The following is an 18,950-nucleotide window of genomic DNA, read 5'->3' as shown; positions in this document are numbered from 1 at the left end:
TTCAATTAACTTAAAGCCGCTGTTCATCGGCGCTCGCTGGAATCGCTTGTCGCTTCTGCGCAATTGCTCGTCGCAATTGCTACGTTAGTCCGCTTTTTGCCGGACAACCATGTGTCATGAGACTTCATGACCCTGCGACGCAGTTCGATTCCTGAGGAGATGACGATGTGCCGATTCCCCCTGCTTAAGACAGGCGCGCTCGCGTGCGCCGCGATCCTCTGCACCAGCGCCTACGCGGCCGACCCCGCCGCATGCAAGGACGTGCGCTTCGCGGACGTGGGCTGGACCGATATCGCGGCGACCACGGGCGTGGCGTCAACGATCCTCGGCGCGCTCGGCTATGCGCCGACCAAAACGATCGCCTCGGTGCCGATCACGTTTGCGGGGCTCAAGAGCAAGCAGATCGATGTGTTCCTCGGCTACTGGTCGCCGACCATGGACCCGATCATCGAGCCTTTCGCGAAGTCGGGCTCGATCAAGGTGCTCTCGACGCCGAATCTCACGGGCGCGAAATATACGCTTGCCGTTCCCGATTACGTCTACCAGGGCGGCCTCAAATCGTTCCAGGACATTGCGAAGTACGCGGACAAGCTGCAAGGGCGCATCTACGGCATCGAACCCGGCAACGACGGCAACGCGCTGATCCAGAAGATGATCGGCGCAAACCAGTATGGACTCGGCAAATTCAAGCTCGTCGAATCGAGCGAGGCGGGCATGCTCGTGCAGGTGAACCGCGCCGTGCGCGAGAAGCAATGGATCGTGTTCCTCGGCTGGGAGCCGCATCCGATGAACGTGCAGATGAAAATCGACTATCTCTCGGGCGGCGACGCGGTGTTCGGGCCTGACTATGGCGCGGCGCGCGTGCTGACGGCGGAACCGCCCGACTATGCCGCGCGCTGCCCGAACGTGGCGAAATTCGTCTCCAACCTGCAGTTCACGACCGCCATCGAGAACCATTTGATGGTGCCGATCGCCAACAAGGAAGACCCCAACAAGGCCGCCGCCGACTGGCTGCGCAGCAATCCGCAGGTGCTCGACAACTGGCTCGCCGGCGTGACCACGCTGGACGGCAAGCCGGGCCTGCCTGCCGTGCGCGCCTCGTTGGGCGTGCACTAACGCGCCTTTGTCCGCGGCGAAAGCCGCGGACACCCCTGCGGTACATCCCTATTTGCGCAGCAATTTTGGTTGATTAGCGTTCAAAAGAGGAGGAGGCAGATGGAGCAAGCGGGAATTGGTACGCACGGCGCAGAGGAGAGCACCGCACGAGACAGTCATGGCCATGCGCTGCAACGCGGCCTCACATGGAAGGATGCGTTCTGGGTGACGAGCGGCGTGCCCGCGGGCGTGCTGTTCACGATTGGCGGCGTTTGCGCGACCATCGGCCAGCCGGCCTGGGCCATCTGGATCGCGTCGATTACGATGGGCCTCGTGCAAAGCGCCACTTACGCCGAGATTTCAGGGCTCTTTCCGCACAAGTCGGGCGGCGCTTCGGTGTACGGAGCAATTGGTTGGGTCCGATACAGCAAGATGATCGCGCCGGTTTCCGTGTGGTGTAACTGGCTCGCGTGGTCGCCCATGCTCGCGCTTGGCTGTGGACTCGCCGCGAACTACGCGCTCGCCACGCTGTTCGCACCCGAAGCGGCGATCATGCAGTGGCACTGGACGCTCGCCAACCTGAACTTCATCAAGCCAGGTCTCACGCTGCGCATCAATGCGACGTTCGTGATTGCTGCGGCGTTCTTGCTCATCACGTTCCGGCTTCAGCACAGCGGCGCTTCGAAGGCCGCGAAAACGCAGAAGATTCTGGGCATCGCTTCGCTCACGCCGCTTTTGATCGTCGGCCTCGTGCCCTTCATCACGGGCGATGTTCCCGCAAAGCATCTCTTTCCGCTGCTGCCGCTCGGGCACGACGCGCACGGCAATCTCAGCGCGGCGGTGTTCGGCGCATGGAATGGGCAGGGCGTGGTCATGGCGCTGGGCGCGATGTTCATGGCGGGATGGGCATCGTACGGGTTCGAAACGGCGGTGTGCTATACGCGCGAGTTTCGCGACCCGCGGCGCGATACGGCGCGGGCGATATTCTGGTCGGGCGCGCTTTGCCTCGTCGTGATGACGCTCGTTCCGCTCGCGTTTCAGGGCTCACTGGGCACGGCGATGATGCTCGATCCGCGCATTGGCGACGGCACCGGTGTGGGCGCCGCGATGGCCGCGATGGTGGGCGGCGGCGCCTGGGTGGGCAACGCCGTGGTGGTGATGCTGATGCTCTCCATCTTGCTGATCGTGATGACGTCGATGATGGGTTCGTCGCGCACGCTTTATCAGGCTTCGGTGGACGGCTGGCTGCCGCGCTACCTCTCGCGCGTGAACGAGCACGGTGCGCCGACAGCGGCGATGTGGACCGATCTGGGTTTCAATCTCGTCCTGCTCGCGATGTCGGACTATATGACGGTGCTGTCGATCTCGAACGTCTGCTACATGTTGTTCGTGTTCCTGAACCTTCAGTCGGGCTGGATTCATCGCATGGACCGTGGCGCGTGGACACGTCCGTTTCGTTGCCCGACGTGGCTGCTCACGCTGGGTGCGCTGTGCGGCTATGCGAACCTAGTGTTCGTAGGCGCGGGGGCCAATCTGCAAGGCGAGGGGACGCTGCGCGATGGCCTCATCGCCATGCTGCTGATCGTGCCGGTGTTTGCTTTCCGGCATTACTGGCAGGATCGCGGGCGGTTTCCGGCGGGCAGTGCGCTCGATATGGAAGTGAGCGTGCCAGTGCGCAGCCGGTGGTTCAGTCTTGCGCCTTATGGTGCGCTCGTTGCGGCGGCGCTGACGATTGCGGTTTCGCATTGGCTGGCCGCATCGGTCTGAGTGGGCTTCAGTGTTGGCGGCATCGTGCGGGCGAGTTGCTCGCGTGGTGCCGCGTTTTTTGGCGCGCTTTTCGCGTAATTGATCGCACGCTGCATCAATGATGCTTGATGACGCCCAACGTGACCGTGAAATCGCCGGTTGCATACGAGCCAATCATGCTCAATTGCGCGACCGGGTTGCTGTGCGCGTCCTCGAGCGTCAGCACCCCGCCGGTGAGGCCGTTGACGGGACCGGATACGAACGTACCTTGCGTAGCGGGAGCGTGCAGCTTGATGACGTCGCCCTTCACAAAGCCCGCTATCACGCCAGCGAAGGCCCCGGGGTTGAGCAGAACCAGCTTGCCCGTGTTGCTGGCGAACGTGATGGTTTGCGAGCTTGCCACCGCCGCAACCGATACGACGGCGCCCGCGTCGAGCGCAATCGTCCCGGTGCCCCCCAGCGAACCCGCGCATACGAGTTCGCTGCCGGCATCGGCGTTGATCGTGCCGTCGTTGCTTAGGTCTCCCACCAAAATCAGCGGCCCGTTTGCCGTGATGGTCCCGCCGTTGTTCTCGAAACCCATGGGCGCAGTCACCCGGCCACTGCCGGACAAGGTGCCGCCCTTGTCCACGCCGAGCGCGGCCGTGTCGATTTGTCCGTGATCGAGCGTCAATGTGCCCGTCGCACTGACGTTGACGCCCAAGCCTGCCGATACGATAGCGTGCGCCGCCACATCGAGGGAACCCGTTCCCAGCGCAGCGCCAACGCCCAAGGCGCCTTCGACGACAAGCCGCGCGCGTGGGCCCGAAATCGACACCTTGCCGCTCACGTGAGTTTGCGGCGTCCAGCCGATATACAGATCGCTGGCGGCAACGACGCTGCAGCCCTCGATGGTAAGCGTGCCGTTGGCCTGGCGGCCGACGATGATCTGGCCGCGCGTGGTGAGGGTCGCCTCCGAGACGCTCACGGTCCCCTCGGCATGATTGCCGACGACGAGTGCCCAGGGATAGACGAGTGGGTCGCCATTGCCTGCGGTGACGGTGCCCCCATCGGCAATGGTCAGCGTGCCGGGGCTGCCTTGCCCGACCGCAATCGGCTGATTGCCGCCATCGACGACAGCCCCCGCGCCTTGAACCACCAACGCGGCGGATGGAGGCCCGGCGTCACCGATCAGGATTCCGTAATTGTCCACCGAATGGAACGGCGTGATCGCGACAGCGGCTTGCGTGCCGACCGTTAGCGCGCAGGTGCCCCCGTGGCTGCCGTCTATGGGCAAGCCAAGCCTCGGTGTGGTCAGGACCGCGCCTGGGTCGAGCGTCAGCACCTGGTTGGCTTGCACGCCATAAGTCGCCGTCAAGAGACCCGATACGGTAGCGCTCCCGTAGAACTTCAGCCGTTGTACGGTCCCGCCACCGGTCACCACGACGCCGACGCCATCGATGCTCGCAAAGTCGTTCGGCCCAGGCGGCTGCGTGGCGGCTGCACCGTTGACGGTCCAGTTTGCCGCAGACGTAAAATCCCCGGCCGCGCCAGGGGCCCAGCTATAGACGGCCATGCTCGATCTCCCGATGCGCCGCAGATGAACGCTCCGCTCCCTAAGCCTAAAGATTGCGGTGCGTTTTCGCGTCCATCATTTGGTGGAGAGCGTGAGCCGGCGCGCAGATCCTGCACGCCGGCTCCGGCCCATCGGCGTTGCTTAAAGCGTCACGCTATGCGCGTACTTTCTCCCTGCGCGACGTGCCTTCCGCCGCGGAAACACGCGCCCCCCGCGCCGGCGTCCCATTCGCAACGAAATACGGCGCACCCGATCGCGCAAGCGCCTCACGCCCGCGTATCCGGTCCGCGATCTTCTCCGCGATCATGATGGTCGGTGCATTGAGGTTGCCGGTGGTGATGCGCGGCATGATCGACGCGTCCACCACGCGCAGGCCATCGAGTCCATGCACGCGGCCTTCACCGTCCACCACGGCCATGTCGTCGTAGCCCATCGCACACGAACACGACGGGTGATAGGCCGTTTCCGCGCGGTTGCGCACGAAAGCATCGATCTCGGCGTCGGTCTTGAGCGCCGCACCGGGGCTCAACTCGCGTCCGCGAAACCGGTCGAGCGCGGGCTGCGCAAGGATTTCGCGGGTGATGCGGATCGCGTCGCGGAACTCGCGCCAGTCGAGCGCCTCGGCCATGTAGTTGAAGAGAATCGACGGATGCTGGCGCGGGTCGCGCGAACGCAGCTTCACGCGCCCGCGGCTCGGCGAGCGCATGGAGCCCACGTGCGCCTGGAAGCCGTGCATCTTGATCGCATTGCTGCCGTTGTAATTGATCGCAACGGGCAGAAAGTGATATTGAAGGTTCGGCCACGGGTCGTCGTCGCGCGTGCGAATGAAGCCGCCCGCCTCGAAATGATTGCTTGCGCCAATACCGGTGCCGCGCAGCATCCATTCAAGGCCAATAGCCGGTTGATTGCGCATGAGGAGCGCAGGGTAAAGCGAGACCGGCTCCTTGCACTCGTACTGCATGTACATTTCCAGGTGGTCCTGAAGATTCTGCCCGACGCCCGGCAGATCGAGCACAACGGGAATGTCGAGCTCGCGCAGCCACGCACCGGGGCCGACGCCCGAGCGCTGCAGGATCTGCGGCGAGGCGATCGCGCCCGCACACAGCAGCACTTCGCGGCGCGCGTAGCGGGTCACGCGCGCGGGCCCGTCGAGAAAGACGACGCCACACGCCCGCTTGCCGCTGAACAGAATGCGGTCCGTCACCGCGTGCGTGACGATGTCGATGTTAGGCCGATGCTTTGCCTGATCCAGATAGCCGCGTGCGGTGCTCGCGCGCCGGCCTTTGGCCGTCACGGTGCGGTCCATCGGCCCGAAGCCTTCCTGGCGGTAGCCGTTGAGGTCGTCGGTGCGCGCATAGCCCGCCTGCACTCCCGCCTCGATCATGGCCTCGAACAGCGGGTTCACGCCCGGCTTGCTCGTCGTCACATGAACGGGACCTTCGCCGCCGTGATAGTCGTTCGCGCCGATGTCGCGCGTTTCGGCCTTGCGGAAATAGGGCAGGCAGTCCAGATAGCTCCAGTTTTCGAGCCCCTTGCGCTCGGCCCAGCCGTCGTAGTCGAGCGCATTGCCGCGGATATAGCACATGCCGTTGATGAGCGACGACCCGCCCAGCCCCTTGCCGCGGCCGCATTCCATGCGCCGGTTGTTCATGTGCGGCTCGGGATCGGTTTCGTAGGCCCAGTTGTAGCGGCGGCCCTGCAACGGGTAGGCGAGCGCCGCGGGCATCTGCGTGCGGAAATCGAAGCGGTAGTCGGGGCCGCCCGCTTCGAGCAGCAGCACCGTCGCGTCGCGGTCCTCGGTGAGGCGCGCGGCAAGCACGTTGCCCGCCGATCCCGCGCCGATGATGATGTAGTCGTACTCTTGCGCTGCCATGCAGGACTCCCTTAGAAAACGGGCTGATACGGTCCCAGTTCCACCTGGACGGATTTGATGCGCGTGTAGTGCTCGAGCGTGGTGATGCCGTTTTCGCGGCCCACGCCCGACTGCTTGTAGCCGCCCACGGGCATTTCGGCGGGCGACTCGCCCCACGTGTTGATCCAGCAGATGCCGGCTTCGAGCCGATGAATCACGCGGTGCGCACGAGAAAGACTTTCGGTCACGACACCGGCGGCCAGGCCGTAAAGCGATTCGTTGGCGCGTGCGATCACTTCGGCTTCGTTGGCGAAGGCGAGAATGCTCATCACCGGGCCGAAGATTTCCTCCTGCACGATGCGCATGTCGTCGCGGCAACCGGAGAACACGGTGGGCTGCACGTACTGGCCGCGCGCGAAATCGCCCTGCGTGAGGCGCGCGCCGCCCGCGAGCAGCCGCGCGCCTTCGCGCTTGCCGCTTTCGATAAAGCCGAGCACCTTGTCGAGTTGCGCGGCGCTGGCGAGCGGGCCGAAGTTGGTGGCAGGATCGGTGGGGTTGCCCACGCGGATGCGCTGCACGCGTTCGAGCACGCGCGCCTCGAATGCGGCAATCACCGATTGATGGACGAACACGCGCGTGCCGTTGGTGCACACCTGGCCGGCGCTAAAGAAGTTGGCGGTCACGGCGATATCGGCGGCGCGCTCGAGGTCGGCGTCTTCGAAGACGATGAGCGGCGACTTGCCGCCCAGTTCCATCGTGACTTCCTTGAGCGTCGAGCCGCCCGCGGCCGCCATGACCTTTTTGCCCGTTTCGACGCCGCCCGTAAACGAAATCTTCTCGATGCCGGGATGCAGGCTCAGCATGGCGCCCACGCGGCCGTCGCCATGGACCACGTTGAACACGCCGGGCGGCACGCCCGCCTCGATATAGATCTCGGCGAGCTTCGAGGCCGAAAGCGGGGTGATCTCGCTCGGCTTGAAGATCATCGCGTTGCCGGCGGCAAGCGCGGGCGCCGATTTCCAGCAGGCGATCTGCAGCGGATAGTTCCATGCGCCAATGCCCGCCGTGACGCCCAGCGGCTCGCGCCGCGTGTAGACGAACGAGCTTTCGCGCAGCGGAATCTGCTGGCCTTCGAGCGCGGGTGCAAGGCCCGCGTAGTACTCGATCACGTCGGCGCCGGTGGCGATGTCCACACTGCGCGTTTCGGCGATGGGCTTGCCCGTGTCGCTCGTTTCGAGCGCCGCGAGTTCGTCGTTGCGCTCACGCAGCAACTCGACCGCGCGCCGCAGCACGCGCGAGCGCTGCATGGCTGTCATGGCGGCCCAGACGCGCTGTCCGGCTCGCGCCGATTGCACGGCACGGTCGATATCGGCGGCGCTCGCGTGCTGTACCGTGGCGAGCCGCGTGCAGGAGGCGGGATCGTAGGTGTCGAACGTTTCGCCGCTGGTGGCGTCGGTATAGGTGCCGTCGATGAAGAGGCGTTGCAGGGGAAAGAGGGGCATCGATGGGCTCCAGGCCGGGTTATCTGGCCGACTTGCCTGAGCGCGGCTTGGCGCGCGCTTCGAGCAGCAGGTCGATGTAGTCGTTGGCCACGCGCAGCGCGGCCTTCGTGTCGAACGGTTCGCCCGTGAGCGCGCCGCGCAGCCAGAGGCCGTCGATCAGGGCGGCGAGTCCGCTTGCGGCGCGCCGGGCCGCGGCGCCGGGCAACACCTTTTCGAATTCCGCGCAGAGGTTCGAATGGAGCCGCCGCGTGTTGACGCGCTGCAGCCGGCGCAGCGCGGGCTGATGCATGCTCTCGGCCCAGAACGCGAGCCACGTCTTCATGACGGGTGCGTTCACCTGCGAGACGTCGAAATTGGCCGCGACGATGGCGCGCAAGCGCGCGCGCGGTTCGTCTTTCGCAGCGAGACGGCGCCGCACCGTGGCCTCCCAGAGGTCGTGCAGCACGTGGCGCATGGTGGCTTCGAGCAGGCCGTCCTTACCGCCGAAATAGTGACTGACGATGCCAGTGGAAATCTTCGCGTGCTGCGCGACGGTGGCGAGCGTCGTGCCGGAGAGACCCGACTCGTCGATCGATTGCAGGGTGGCGTCGATGAGTTGCGCGCGGCGCACGTCGCGCATTCCGATCTTGGGCATGGTAATTCCGGGCGATTCGGGGAGGTTTCCACTCTAGGTATTTTTTATTGAATGTTCAATCAATAAAAACGTAGAAATGGCGGGATCGGCGGATTTTACAAAGTCCGCGTCGGATTACCGATGATCGCATCTCCGGAACCCCTCGCGAGGCCCGCCAGATAACGGATTGCGCCTGTTTTGCAGGGGTTTTTCTGTGGCTGGCGTGTCGCGTTAGCGCCAGCGCGTGTCGTGTCTGCGCAAGTCGGGCGAGATTTGGACTTGTACGTTTTGATCCACCGCGCAAGGCGTCACGCGTTGCCGGCGCGGCCCGACAACCTGTATCGCCAGACCAGAGAGACCCGACACCATGAGAAAACTGAATGCGGTGGCACTGAGCGGCATCGCGGTGACATTGAGCGCTGTCTCGACCGCGAGCCATGCCCAAAGCAGCGTCACCCTGTACGGGATCATCGACGCGGGCGTGACGTACGTGAGCAATGCGGGCGGCTCGCATCAAGTGAAATTCGACGATGGCATTGCGCAGGCGAACCGCTGGGGCCTCAAGGGCACCGAGGATCTCGGCGGCGGGTTGAAGGCCGTGTTCCAGCTGGAGAGCGGCTTTCACCTCGGCAACGGACAGATCGCCAACGGCGGCTCGCTTTTCGGCCGCCTCGCTTATGTCGGACTCCAGAACGATTGGGGCACGCTTACGTTCGGCAATCAGGCCGATATGACGCAGGAGTTCGTCTACCTCTACAACGTCACGGCGTGGGCGAGCGGCTACGCAATCAACCAGGGCGACTTCGACCGCATGAACGGCGACCATCTGCCGAACGCCGTGAAGTTCATGTCGAACACGTTCGGCGGATTCCAGTTCGGCGGCATGTATTCGTTCAGCAACACGCCCGGCGACTTCCACACCGGCAGCGCCTGGAGCGTAGGCGCGCAGTACCAGAACGGCCCGTTCGCGATGGGCACCGCCTATACGCAGCTGAACAACCCATCGGGTATCTACGCGTTCGACCCGTACAACATGATCGGCGTGCGCACGTTCTTTGGCAGGCCGACCGTCAGCGTCGATCCGGCCACGGGCGCGGTGAGTTCGCTCTATTCGGAGACGCCGTTCCCCGTGGACAAGCAGGCCACCTTCGGCGCGGGCGCGAGCTACGCCATCGGCGACGTCACGCTCATGGGCGCTTTCACGTACACGCAGATCAAGGCGTTCGGCGAGAGCGAGCACATGCAGGTGGGCGAAGGCGGCGCGAACTGGCAGGTGACGCCCGCGTTCAGCGTGGCGGGCGGATATCAGTACACCCACTTCGACGGCCACCACTGGAACCAGCTTTCGGCGGGCCTGCATTACCTGCTTTCGAAGACCACGGACGTCTATCTCTCGGGCGACTGGCTCAAGGCCTCGCAGGGGGTGGACGCGGTGATCGGCTATAGCTTCACGCCGTCTTCCACCACGACGCAGGCCGACGTGCGCGTTGGCTTGCGGCATTCGTTCTGAGCGGGCAGGCGGGTGCTTTTCCGCCGCAAACTTCGGGAAAACCCCCGGTTAAACGCTGGCGAAACGTCCGCCGGCGTCGCCCGAAACCCTGGCTGGCGAGGCCGTCCAACGGCGATGGCGTTTTTGTTCTATCGGCTGCCATGGCCTCTTTGGTCTACTTGCATCCAAGCTCATCCATGCGCTCAGCGCGAAGGGAAGTCAGATGAACGTCAGCGTTTTCGACCTGTTCAAGATCGGAATCGGTCCGTCCAGCTCGCATACGGTCGGCCCGATGGTTGCCGCGTGCCGCTTCGCGTCCCATATCGAGGACGCCAATCTGCTCGCCTTTGTGCGCCGCGTCAAAGTCGAGCTGTACGGCTCGCTGGGCGCGACGGGCAAGGGCCACGGCACCGACAAGGCCGTGCTGCTCGGCCTCGAAGGCAACTTGCCCGACTCGGTCGATCCCGACCAGATCGAGCCGCGCCTCGCCGCCATGCGCCGCGAGAAGACGCTCGTGCTGCTCGGCAAGCAAACCATCCGCTTCGACGAAAAGGAGTGCATCGGCTTCTTTCGCAAGACGATGGGCGGCGCGAACACGCTCCACCCGAACGGCATGCGTTTTCAGGCCTTCGACGAAAACGGGCAGCTGCTCGTCGAAAAAGAGTACTACTCGGTGGGCGGCGGCTTTGTCGTGAACCGCGACGGCGACCGCGTGAACGGCGTGCGCAGCGGACGCGAGGTGCCGTATCCGTTCCGCACCGGCGACGACCTGCTGCGCGTGTGCAAGGAGAGCGGCCGCTCGATCGCCGAAGTCACCTTCGCGAACGAGTGCGCGGCACGCTCGCCGGAGGAAGTGCGCGAAGGGCTGCTCGTGATCTGGCGCGCGATGGCCGCCTGCGTGGAGCGCGGCTGCAAGATGCATGGGGAGCTGCCCGGCCCGATGCATGTGAAGCGCCGCGCCGCCGATCTCTCGGTGCATCTGCGTTCGCGCTCCGAGGAGTCGCTGCGCGATCCGCTTTCGATGCTCGACTGGGTCAATCTCTACGCCATGGCCGTGAACGAAGAGAACGCGGCGGGCGGCCGCGTCGTCACGGCGCCCACGAACGGCGCGGCGGGCGTGATTCCCGCGGTGCTGCACTACTACGTGAAGTTCGTGGCGGGCGCAAACGAAGACGGCATTGCCAACTTCCTGCTCACGGCCGCGGCCATCGGCATCATCTACAAGGAAACGGCGTCGATCTCGGGCGCGGAAGTGGGCTGCCAGGGCGAAGTGGGCGTGGCGTGCTCGATGGCCGCTGCGGCGCTTGCTGCCGTCATGGGCGGCACGCCGGGCCAGGTGGAGAACGCCGCCGAAATCGGCATGGAGCACAACCTCGGCATGACCTGCGACCCGGTGGGTGGCCTCGTGCAGATTCCCTGCATCGAGCGCAACGCGATGGGCGCGATCAAGGCGCTCAACGCCGCGCGCATGGCGCTCAAGGGCAACGGCGAGCATTACGTCACGCTCGACAACGTCATCAAGACGATGCGCGAAACGGGTGCCGACATGAAGACGAAATACAAGGAGACGTCGCGCGGTGGTCTCGCCGTGAACGTCATCGAGTGCTAACTGAAGCTAATGGTAACGCGCAACAAGGGGTCTGCGAGATGAGCCGCTATTCGATATTCAGTCTGTTCCGCAACGGTTTGTCGTATCACGAGAACTGGGAGCGGCAGTGGAGAAGCCCGGAGCCGAAGAAGGAGTACGACGTGGTGATCGTCGGCGGCGGCGGGCATGGTCTCGCAACGGCCTATTATCTCGCGAAAGAGCACGGCGTGAAGAACGTCGCGATCCTGGAGAAGGGCTGGATCGGCGGCGGCAATACGGCGCGCAACACGACCATCGTGCGCTCGAATTATCTGTGGGACGAGTCGGCGGCGCTCTATGAGAAGGCGATGAAGCTCTGGGAAGGGCTCTCGCAGGACCTCAACTACAACGTGATGTTCAGCCAGCGCGGCGTGATGAATCTCGCGCATACGCTGCAGGACGTGCGCGACACCGAGCGCCGCGTGAATGCGAACCGCCTGAACGGCGTGGACGCCGAGTTCCTCACGCCCGAGCAGATCAAGGAAATCGAGCCGACCATCAATCTGAACAGCCGTTACCCCGTGCTGGGCGCCTCGATCCAGCGCCGTGCGGGCGTGGCGCGCCACGACGCCGTGGCGTGGGGCTTCGCGCGCGGCGCGGACCAGCACGGCGTGGACATCATTCAGAACTGCCAGGTGACGGGCATTCGCCGCGACGGCGCGCGCGTGACCGGTGTCGATACGTCGAAGGGTTTCATCAAGGCGAAGAAGGTCGCCGTGGTGGCGGCGGGCAACACCACGACGCTCGCGGACATGGCCGGCGTGCGTTTGCCGCTGGAAAGCCACCCGCTGCAGGCGCTGGTGTCGGAGCCGATCAAGCCGGTCGTGAACACCGTCATCATGTCGAACGCGGTGCACGCCTATATCAGCCAGTCCGACAAGGGCGATCTCGTGATCGGCGCGGGCGTGGACCAGTACACCGGTTTTGGCCAGCGCGGCAGCTTCCACGTCATCGAGGGCACGCTGCAGGCCATCGTTGAAATGTTCCCGGTGTTCTCGCGCGTGCGCATGAACCGCCAGTGGGGCGGCATTGTCGACGTTTCGCCGGACGCCTGCCCGATCATCAGCAAGACCGATGTGAAAGGTCTCTATTTCAACTGCGGCTGGGGCACTGGCGGCTTCAAGGCGACGCCGGGCTCGGGCTGGGTGTTCGCGCACACCATTGCGAAGGACGAACCGCATCCGCTCAACGCGCCGTTCTCGCTGGACCGCTTCTATACCGGCCATCTGATCGACGAACACGGCGCAGCCGCCGTCGCGCACTGAAGGAGACCACAACATGTTGCTGATCGAATGCCCGTGGTGCGGTCCCCGCGCCGAAGTCGAGTTCACGTGCGGCGGCGAAGCCGACATCGCGCGTCCGCTCGAGACCGACAAGCTCACCGACGCGGAATGGGGCGACTACCTCTTCATGCGTCACAACCCGCGCGGCGTGCACAAGGAGCAGTGGCTGCACGCGCAGGGTTGCCGCCGCTGGTTCAAGGCGACGCGCGACACGGTCACCTACGAGATTCAGTGTTACGAGACCTTCGGCGCAGCAGATGAGGCGCAAGGCAACAAGCAAGGGAGCACGCAGCGATGAGCCAGAAGAACCGCCTTGGCGCCGGTGGGCGCGTGAACCGCGCGATTCCGCTGAATTTCACGTTCAACGGCCGCACGTATCAGGGCTTCCAGGGCGACACGCTCGCCTCGGCGCTGCTCGCCAACGACGTGCATTTCGTCGCGCGCAGCTTCAAGTACCACCGCCCGCGCGGCATCATGACGGCGGACGTGGCCGAGCCGAACGCCATCGTGCAACTCGAGCGCGGCGCGTATACGGTGCCCAATGCGCGCGCGACCGAAGTCGAGTTGTGCCAGGGGCTCATCGCGACGAGCGTGAACGCCGAGCCTAGCCTCGAAAACGATCGCATGGCGATCAACCAGAAGTTTTCGCGCTTTCTGCCGGCGGGCTTCTACTACAAGACCTTCATGTGGCCGCGCAAATGGTGGCCGAAATACGAGGAAAAGATCCGCGACGCCGCGGGTCTCGGCAAGGCGCCCGAAGTGCGCGACGCCGACCGCTACGACAAGTGCTTCGCGCATTGCGACGTTCTCGTGGTCGGCGGCGGCCCCGCCGGTCTCGCGGCCGCGCATACGGCGGGCGCAACCGGCGCACGCGTGATTCTGGTCGACGACCAGCGCGAACTGGGCGGCAGCCTGCTGTCGTGCAAGGCCGATATCGATGGCCGTCCCGCGCTCCACTGGGTCGAGAAGATCGAAGCCGAACTCAAGCAGATGCCCGACGTGAAGATCCTGTCGCGCAGCACGGCTTTCGGCTATCAGGATCACAATCTCGTGACCGTGACGCAGCGTTTGACGGAGCATCTGCCGGTGTCGACGCGCCAGGGTACGCGCGAGCTGTTGTGGAAAATCCGCGCCAAACGCGTGATTCTCGCGACGGGTGCGCATGAGCGTCCCATCGTCTTCGGCAACAACGATCTGCCGGGCATCATGCAGGCCTCGGCGGTATCGACTTATATCCATCGCTATGGCGTGTTGCCGGGCCGCAATGCGGTCGTGTTCACGAACAACGACGCGGGCTACCGTTGTGCGCTCGACCTGAAGGCATGCGGCGCGACCGTCACAGTCGTCGATGCGCGCACGCAGGGCAACGGCGCATTGCAGGCCGCCGCGCGCCGCCAGGGCGTGAAGGTGATGTACAACGCCGCCATCAACTGTGCGCACGGTAAGCAGCGCGTGAGTTCAGTCGATGTGGTGGGCTACACGAACGGGCAAGCGGGCGCGCAGCAGGCCACGCTCGCATGCGATCTCGTTGCCGTGTCGGGCGGCTTCAGCCCGGTACTGCACCTCTTCGCGCAGTCGGGCGGCAAGGCGCACTGGAGCGACGCGAAGGCGTGCTTCATGCCGGGCAAGCGCGTGCAGGAGGAAGTGAGCGTCGGCGCGGCGGTGGGCGAATTCGGCCTGGCCCGTGCGCTCACGCAGGGTGTGGACGGCGGCATCGACGCGGCGAAGTCGCTCGGCTTGCCGATCAAGCGGCCCGCGGTGCCCAGGGCCGCCGAGGTCGAGGAAACGCCGCTGCAGGCGTTGTGGCTCGTGGGCAGCCGCAAGGATGCGGCGCGCGGGCCGAAGCAATTCGTCGACTTCCAGAACGACGTATCGGCAGCGGACATTCTGCTCGCCGCGCGCGAAGGCTTCGAGTCGGTCGAGCACGTGAAGCGTTACACGGCCATGGGCTTCGGCACCGACCAGGGCAAGCTCGGCAATATCAACGGCATGGCGATTCTCGCCAGCGCGCTCGGCAAGACGATTCCCGAAACGGGCACGACGACGTTCCGCCCGAACTACACGCCCGTCACGTTCGGCACGTTCGCGGGGCGCGAACTGGGCGACATGCTCGACCCGATCCGCAAGACCTGCATTCACGAGTGGCACGTGCAGCATGGCGCGGCGTTCGAGGACGTGGGCAACTGGAAGCGCCCGTGGTACTACCCGAAGAGCGGGGAGAATCTGCACGCGGCCGTGAAGCGCGAGTGTCTCGCGGTGCGCAACAGCGTCGGCATTCTCGATGCTTCCACGCTGGGCAAGATCGACATCCAGGGGCCCGACGCCGCGAAGCTGCTCAACTGGGTCTACACGAACCCGTGGCTCAAGCTCGAAGTGGGCAAGTGCCGTTATGGCCTGATGCTCGACGAAAACGGCATGGTGTTCGACGACGGCGTGACGGTGCGCCTCGGCGAGCAGCACTACATGATGACGACCACCACGGGCGGCGCGGCGCGCGTGCTCACGTGGCTCGAACGCTGGCTGCAGACCGAGTGGCCCGACATGAAGGTGCGTCTGGCTTCCGTCACCGATCACTGGGCGACCTTCGCCGTGGTCGGCCCGAAGAGCCGCAAGGTGCTGCAGAAGGTATGCAAGGACATCGACTTCGACAACGCCGCGTTCCCGTTCATGTCGTATCGCAACGGCACCGTTGCAGGCGTGAAGTCGCGCGTCATGCGCATCAGCTTCTCGGGCGAGCTGGCCTATGAAGTGAACGTGCCGGCCAATGCAGGCCGCGCCGTTTGGGAAGCGCTGATGGAAGCCGGCGCCGAGTTCGACATCACGCCGTACGGCACGGAAACGATGCACGTACTTCGTGCGGAGAAGGGCTACATCATCGTGGGCCAGGACACCGACGGCTCGGTCACGCCTTTCGACCTCGGCATGGGCGGCCTCGTCTCGCAGACGAAGGACTTCCTTGGCCGCCGCTCGCTCAAGCGCTCGGATACGGCGAAGGAGAACCGCAAGCAGTTCGTCGGACTGCTGACCGATGAAGCCCAGTATGTTCTGCCCGAAGGCGGCCAGATCATCGCGCCCGATGCACAGGCGCGCTCCGACGGCACGACGCCGATGATCGGCCACGTGACGTCGAGCTATTACAGCCCGATCCTGCAGCGTTCCATTGCGCTCGCGGTCGTGAAGGGCGGCTTGAACAAGATGGGCGAGCGCGTGGTGATTCCCATGGCCGATGGCCGGCGCGTGAGCGCGCAGATCGCGAGCCCGATTTTCTACGACACGGAAGGAGTGCGTCAGCATGTTGAATGAAACGAAAGACCCCCTGCCGGTCGCGGAGCGCGTCGTCGGCGTGCGCCTTGAGTCGCCGCTCGTAGGCGCAGCGGATCTGGTCAAGGCGCAGGAGGGACGCGCCTCGAAAGCGTTCGCCATGCGCGAATTGCCGTTCCGCGACCTCGTGAACGTGCGCGGCGAATTGAGCGACCCGGCGTTCGTCGCGGCGTTTGCCAGCGTCGTGGGCTGCGAGCCGCCCGCTGCGCCGAACACCGTCGCGCGCGGCGAGCATTACGACGTGCTCTGGCTCGGACCCGACGAATGGCTCGTGCGCTCACTCGCGCCTGTGCAAACCGGCATGCTCGAAGCGAAGCTCACCGCCGTGCTCGGCGACGCCTACGCGGCGGCCGTGGACATCGGCAGCGGCAACACGGTGATCGAGATCGAAGGCACGCGAGCACGCGACGTGCTCTCGCGCGGCTGCCCGCTCGACCTGCATCCGCGCCTCTTCAAGCCGGGTCAATGCGCGCAGAGCGTGTATTTCAAGGCTTCGATCGTCCTGATTCCCACAGGTGACGACCGCTTCGAGCTCGTCGTGCGTCGCAGTTTCGCCGATTATTTCTGCCGCATCATGGTCGACGCCGCGGCGTCGGTCGCGCCATGAAGATCGTCGATGCAGCGTTCGAGCCGGCGCTCGGCGCGCTGGGCGCAATCGGTGCGCTCGGCGCTCACGACGAGTCGCGCGGGCGCGGCTGGAGCGTATTCGTCGAAGCGTTGAGCGTGCCGGCGCGCATCGGCATCTATCCGCACGAGCACGGCTCCCCGCAGCCACTCGTGATCGACGCGCAACTCGGTTACCGCTGCATGCCGCGCGAAAAGAGCTCGGCGGGTGAAGCGGGCGACTGGATCGACTACGACGGCTATTGCACGCGCCTTGCCGACTTTCTCGGGCGCAAGCCGCACACGCGGCTGCTCGAAACGCTGGTGGCGGACATGGCGGCGTTCTCGTTTCGCGAATGGCCCGCGCTGGAAACGCTCAGGCTCGCGGTGCACAAGCCGAAGATCCGGCCGGGCACGCGGCGCGTGGGCGTGGCGCTCGACTGGACACGCGCCGACTATCGGCAATGGATACGGGCTGACGGGGGCGGGCAGCCATAGCAGGCAGGACGCGTAGCCCGATGTCGGCGCAAAGCAAGGGCGCGTCGCTTTTTGCACATCGTCGTATGCGGCGCTCAGGCTACGCTCGAAGCATCGTTGTCTTGCGTGCAGTTTGCGCGAGGCAGCGCCATCTAGTGAGCAGCGTTGCGAGCTGCATCGAACAGGAGACAGCGAGATGAGCGGAAATCGAGGCGTCGTGTATCAAGGGCCGGGCAAGGTCGAGGTGCAGAAGATCGCGTATCCGAAGATGGTCGATCCGAGCGGGCGTTCGATCGGCCATGGTGTCATTCTGAAGGTGGTCAGCACGAATATCTGCGGCTCGGACCAGCATATGGTGCGCGGTCGCACGACGGCGCAAGTCGGTCTCGTGCTGGGCCACGAAATCACCGGCGAAGTGGTGGAGGTGGGCAACGACGTCGAAACGCTGAAGATTGGCGACCTCGTTTCCGTGCCGTTCAACGTGGCTTGCGGGCGCTGTGCGATGTGCCGCGAGCAGCACACCGGCGTTTGCCTGAACGTGAATCCGTCGCGCGCGGGCGGCGCTTACGGCTATGTGGACATGGGCGGCTGGATTGGCGGCCAGGCCGAATACGTGCTCGTGCCGTATGCCGATTTCAACCTGCTGAAGTTTCCGGACCGCGACCAGGCGATGTCGAAGATCCGCGATCTCACGTGCCTCTCCGACATTCTGCCCACGGGCTATCACGGCGCGGTGACGGCGGGCGTGAAGCCGGGCTCGACCGTCTATATTGCGGGCGCGGGTCCGGTGGGGATGGCGGCTGCGGCTTCGGCGCGTTTGCTCGGCGCGGCCTGCACGATCGTCGGCGACATCAATGCCGAGCGTCTCGCGCATGCGAAGGCGATGGGTTTCGAAGTGGTCGATCTTTCGAAAGACGCGACGCTCGGCGAGCAGATCGAACAGATACTCGGCAAGCCGGAAATCGATTGCGCCGTGGATTGCGTGGGCTTCGAAGCGCACGGGCATGGCGCTTCCGGACACTCGGAAGAAGCGCCGGCCACGGTGCTCAATTCGCTGATGGAAATCACGCGGCCCGCAGGCATGATCGGCATTCCGGGGCTGTACGTGACCGACGATCCGGGCGCACGCGACGTGGCCGCGCAGCACGGCAGTTTGAGCATCCGCTTCGGGCTCGGCTGGGCCAAGTCGCATACGTTTCATACGGGGCAAACGCCCGTGCTCAAGTACAACCGCAACCTCATGCAGGCGATTTTGTTCGACCGGCTGCCGATCGCCAAGATCGTTAATGTGTCGGTTATTTCGCTTGATGAAGCCCCTGAGGGCTACAAGAAATTTGATGGGGGCGCGCCGCGGAAGTTTGTGATTGATCCGCATGGGTTGTTGGCGGCATAGGTTTTGGTTTTTGGTTTTGGCTTTTGGCCGTTTTTTTTGGGGTTTTCTTGTTTTCGCGTCGGTACGCGAGCGTTGCCCCTGTGCGGGGCGGCACCTACTTTTCTTTGCCAGCGGCAAAGAAAAGTAGGCAAAAGAAAGCCGCTTAAACCGCTAGCGCCTGCCACAGTTCACATCTCGCCGTTAATGGTGAATGGCTCCGGAGCGTCTGTCAGCTCGCACCTTCAAAGTAAGTGACAAGGCAGTCATTCATCCCGCTGCTCGCTACGCTCGCTACGCTCGCTGCGGTCGGGGCTGCATGGGAAACCAGGGGGGCGTGCCAGGCTTAGCGAGAGTGCACGCGCACCAAAGGTGCTTTAGCTATGCCCTTCGGCGCGCGGAGCGCCGCCGGAAGGAT

The 18,950-nt window shown here is 64.7% G+C and carries 14 protein-coding genes; 10 read left to right on the top strand and 4 right to left on the bottom strand.

All coding sequences use genetic code 11. The features are described 5' to 3' along the window. Positions 1-165: 165 nt before the first annotated feature. Together A3CW_RS0126840 and A3CW_RS0126835 are read left to right on the top strand one after the other, a co-directional pair. On the top strand, positions 166-1,116 hold the full coding sequence (locus A3CW_RS0126840; protein ID WP_028206310.1) for a choline ABC transporter substrate-binding protein: 951 nt from the start codon (positions 166-168) through the stop codon (positions 1,114-1,116). A 99-nt stretch (positions 1,117-1,215) separates the two neighbouring features. Next, positions 1,216-2,862: an APC family permease gene (locus A3CW_RS0126835; RefSeq protein ID WP_028206309.1), complete on the top strand. Its 1,647-nt coding sequence runs from the start codon at positions 1,216-1,218 to the stop codon at positions 2,860-2,862. A 94-nt stretch (positions 2,863-2,956) separates the two neighbouring features. Here A3CW_RS0126835 and A3CW_RS0126830 read toward each other — a convergent pair whose 3' ends face one another. The 4 genes from A3CW_RS0126830 to betI form a co-directional block, all read right to left on the bottom strand. Further along, positions 2,957-4,396, bottom strand: a complete 1,440-nt coding sequence (locus tag A3CW_RS0126830; protein WP_028206308.1) for a hypothetical protein — start codon at positions 4,394-4,396, stop codon at positions 2,957-2,959. A gap of 154 nt (positions 4,397-4,550) precedes the next feature. Then, complete coding sequence (gene betA, locus A3CW_RS0126825; RefSeq protein WP_028206307.1) at positions 4,551-6,269, bottom strand: choline dehydrogenase; 1,719 nt, start codon at positions 6,267-6,269, stop codon at positions 4,551-4,553. Positions 6,270-6,280: 11 nt separating this feature from the next. Next, complete coding sequence (gene betB / locus A3CW_RS0126820) at positions 6,281-7,750, bottom strand: betaine-aldehyde dehydrogenase (RefSeq protein WP_028206306.1); 1,470 nt, start codon at positions 7,748-7,750, stop codon at positions 6,281-6,283. Positions 7,751-7,769: 19 nt separating this feature from the next. Then, positions 7,770-8,384, bottom strand: coding sequence for a transcriptional regulator BetI (gene betI / locus A3CW_RS0126815; RefSeq protein WP_028206305.1), 615 nt, complete (start codon positions 8,382-8,384; stop codon positions 7,770-7,772). 346 nt (positions 8,385-8,730) lie between these two features. Between betI and A3CW_RS0126810 the strand changes: the two genes are divergently transcribed. From A3CW_RS0126810 to fdhA, 8 genes are all read left to right on the top strand, one after another. Then, the gene (locus tag A3CW_RS0126810) at positions 8,731-9,873 is read left to right on the top strand and encodes a porin (RefSeq protein ID WP_028206304.1); all 1,143 of its coding nucleotides are present in this window, start codon (positions 8,731-8,733) and stop codon (positions 9,871-9,873) included. A 202-nt stretch (positions 9,874-10,075) separates the two neighbouring features. Continuing rightward, positions 10,076-11,461: an L-serine ammonia-lyase gene (locus A3CW_RS0126805; protein ID WP_028206303.1), complete on the top strand. Its 1,386-nt coding sequence runs from the start codon at positions 10,076-10,078 to the stop codon at positions 11,459-11,461. A 38-nt stretch (positions 11,462-11,499) separates the two neighbouring features. Beyond that, positions 11,500-12,744 (top strand): sarcosine oxidase subunit beta family protein, encoded by a 1,245-nt coding sequence (locus tag A3CW_RS0126800; protein ID WP_028206302.1) that lies wholly within the window; start codon positions 11,500-11,502, stop codon positions 12,742-12,744. Between the two features lie 13 nt (positions 12,745-12,757). Then, positions 12,758-13,060: a sarcosine oxidase subunit delta gene (locus A3CW_RS0126795; RefSeq protein ID WP_028206301.1), complete on the top strand. Its 303-nt coding sequence runs from the start codon at positions 12,758-12,760 to the stop codon at positions 13,058-13,060. Next, positions 13,057-16,065, top strand: coding sequence for a sarcosine oxidase subunit alpha family protein (locus tag A3CW_RS0126790; RefSeq protein ID WP_028206300.1), 3,009 nt, complete (start codon positions 13,057-13,059; stop codon positions 16,063-16,065). The genes A3CW_RS0126795 and A3CW_RS0126790 overlap by 4 nt, the downstream gene beginning before the upstream one ends. Then, positions 16,055-16,690, top strand: a complete 636-nt coding sequence (locus A3CW_RS0126785; RefSeq protein WP_028206299.1) for a sarcosine oxidase subunit gamma — start codon at positions 16,055-16,057, stop codon at positions 16,688-16,690. The genes A3CW_RS0126790 and A3CW_RS0126785 overlap by 11 nt, the downstream gene beginning before the upstream one ends. Then, entirely contained in the window at positions 16,687-17,184 is a 498-nt protein-coding gene (locus tag A3CW_RS0126780; protein ID WP_081771828.1) for a dihydroneopterin aldolase, read from the top strand. Before A3CW_RS0126785 ends, A3CW_RS0126780 begins: the two co-directional genes overlap by 4 nt. A gap of 175 nt (positions 17,185-17,359) precedes the next feature. Then, positions 17,360-18,556 (top strand): formaldehyde dehydrogenase, glutathione-independent, encoded by a 1,197-nt coding sequence (fdhA, locus tag A3CW_RS0126775; RefSeq protein WP_028206297.1) that lies wholly within the window; start codon positions 17,360-17,362, stop codon positions 18,554-18,556. Positions 18,557-18,950 lie beyond the last annotated feature (394 nt).

Source organism: Paraburkholderia nodosa DSM 21604 (assembly GCF_000519185.1).
Classification (GTDB): Bacteria; Pseudomonadota; Gammaproteobacteria; order Burkholderiales; family Burkholderiaceae; genus Paraburkholderia; species Paraburkholderia nodosa.
Note: the sequence above shows the minus strand (reverse complement) of the source record. Positions and strands in the feature narration are given on the sequence as shown.